At 50.6% G+C, this 2249-nt stretch carries 1 protein-coding gene; it reads right to left on the reverse strand.

Annotation, left to right across the window (positions count from 1 at the left end; all coding sequences use genetic code 11):
- Positions 1 to 189: 189 nt before the first annotated feature.
- Positions 190 to 642 carry a nuclear transport factor 2 family protein gene (locus KG088_RS19390; protein ID WP_213828262.1) on the reverse strand — a complete coding sequence of 151 codons (453 nt, stop codon included), beginning with the start codon at positions 640 to 642 and terminating at the stop codon, positions 190 to 192.
- Positions 643 to 2249: the final 1607 nt, after the last annotated feature.

A 2249-nucleotide genomic window follows, 5' to 3' on the forward strand; every position in this document is an offset into this window, starting at 1 on the left:
GAAGCGCTTCATCGGCACCTCCACGAGCTGTCACGGGTAGAGTATAGCGGTAGCCACGTTTTCACACAGCCTCGGCCGGCAGCGGACGTTCAAGCTGTGCCTATATAAATTTCCGCTTAACTGTCAGTAATTGAGGCGCCAGCGGAACACCCGTTCCGAATAACAGTTGTTGTTAAGAGCATGCCGTTTCTACGTCCCTTCTACACCCTTCAGATAAGGAGGAACCTTTACCTCGTCGGATTCTGAATCCCATGCTTGGCCGGCGATTCTCCATCGACCAGCATCCTTGACCAATAAGAGCATCTCCACTCCCCGATTCACCTCAGTCTCATTTTCAACCGTTTCGCAGCCAGCTACCGCAACGGCGACATTGCCGAATACGCGGACTTCCGTGCCCAAAACCTTCTCGTCAAATGATCGGAGATTCGTTTCTGCCAGCCCAGAAAGCCGTTTGATGAATGCGTTGACGGACTGCTGCTTCACAGGCCGTATCGCTGGATACAGCGGCGCGTCAGGGAAAAAGTCAGATTTGAATGTACCCCAATCTGCCGACTCCCCCGGCGTCCAGCTTAAGCTGCTGAACTGTCGCTCTATCACTGCTTCTATAGCTTGTTCGTCAGATATTTGTGCCTTTGGTTTCATGACATCGTGCCTCGGCTCAAAATGTCTTGGCGAAAAGTGGTTAGTACAGATTTACCACGTTCTTAACGGTGAAGCTAAGCGGCCGGACGCTGGCCGCACAGCGTGCGGTCAGCGGACCCGTCGTCCAGCGATGGGTCCGCTAATGCGCGGTATTAGGCCCCTTCAGACCGAGAGGACCTATCTATTATATCGCCATTCGACGGCGGATCCTCCAGTGATCTCGGCCATAGCATTTCCTCCCGTGTGTTGATTGAGTAGCGGTTTTCCGTCCGAAGAGGAGTTGGTGGCACGTTTGCGGTCTGACGGGTATTCAACAGTCAACTCGTTTATCGACTGGAAAGCGCCGACACGTCCAATCCGGTTATACCGCGTGACTTTCGAACACTTAATCGGCTAATATTCATAAAATAAGATATAGCTAGGATATATAACGATCAACCATCGTGCCGGCTGCATAACTGTTCAACATGGATGAGCCCGCTGGCTGCCTGTGTCGACATGAGCACTTTTTGGTGTCTGGTAACGAATACTGTAGATAATAGTAGCCTCAAATTCACCTGTCGGCCAGAAGCGGTATTTCAACCGTATCTTATATAATGCAGCATTAAACGGCGGGCGACGAAAGCGGACGGCTACTACCTGCCGTGCACTGATACACCTTATTATAATGATTCATACTTGCTTGGATGAGTAAACTCACGTTTTTTACCATTGAAAGACTCGTAGAGTGCCCAATGTCGGCCGAGGCCATACTCATCACAGCGAGTCTCATAGGAGCTAGCCCATTCTATTAGGTTGTTGAGGTTTTTATCTTGCTCCTCTTTCGAGCAGAATTTCTCAGGTTCCCATGGCCGCGCACGGCAGTGCGCAACACATACATCAACCCCAAGGTTAAGAAATATGAGCTCTTCACACTCTGTAAGGATCGAGTCAATAATATCTGAGTAGCAACCTTCGATTATCCAACTCTCATTTTCGGAAATAAAGCACATTACATCGAAAATGCTATCTTCAAGGCATCCGGAACCTGTCAACCTGATTCAGACAGATCTTTAAAAATTACTGTTGATTTCGCAGCGGCATCGCCACCTTTGGCCGTCCGCGTATGAATCGCTCAGGATGCATCGAGAAACCGGCCTTTTTAGCAGTGCAGGGTCTTTCTGTCGCCCCCATCTGAGGGACTGCGTAACGCCTCTACATGGCAGGACCTGAGGGTAGAAAGCGCAAGAGAAGCGCCATTATCCTGTTTTTGTGAGAATTTTCGGCTGTGTTGCCTTCAGCGCACCAAAGATACCATCGATGACGGTTTCCTTGCCCGCGAACAGCTCATCAGGCCCACCTGCATGTAGGTGGCTGAACGGTGGCTCATACCGCGCTCTGGGGTCCATCACTCCTCGGGATACCGGGTGGTCACTACCGGAATCCATGTTGCACTGCACAAATTTCCCTGATAGTGTGCACGTCATCAGAGCGGGGATCTCCCGTTTGTTCAGAACCTTGGAGGTTCTCACCATGACCAACGCATTTGACACCAAGCAGATCACCGATCAACTCGAATCCATGTTCTTCGCACCGGCTCGTGCCTACGCTGAGCTTTCCGTGAATTA

This window comes from Halomonas jincaotanensis, assembly GCF_018448785.1.
In the GTDB taxonomy this organism is placed as follows: Bacteria; Pseudomonadota; Gammaproteobacteria; order Pseudomonadales; family Halomonadaceae; genus Halomonas; species Halomonas jincaotanensis.

What these genes read in the sequence shown, in the direction of transcription:
- KG088_RS19390 (WP_213828262.1), bottom strand. Translation starts at nt 642, where the DNA reads ATGAAACCAAAGGCACAAATATCTGACGAACAAGCTATAGAAGCAGTG.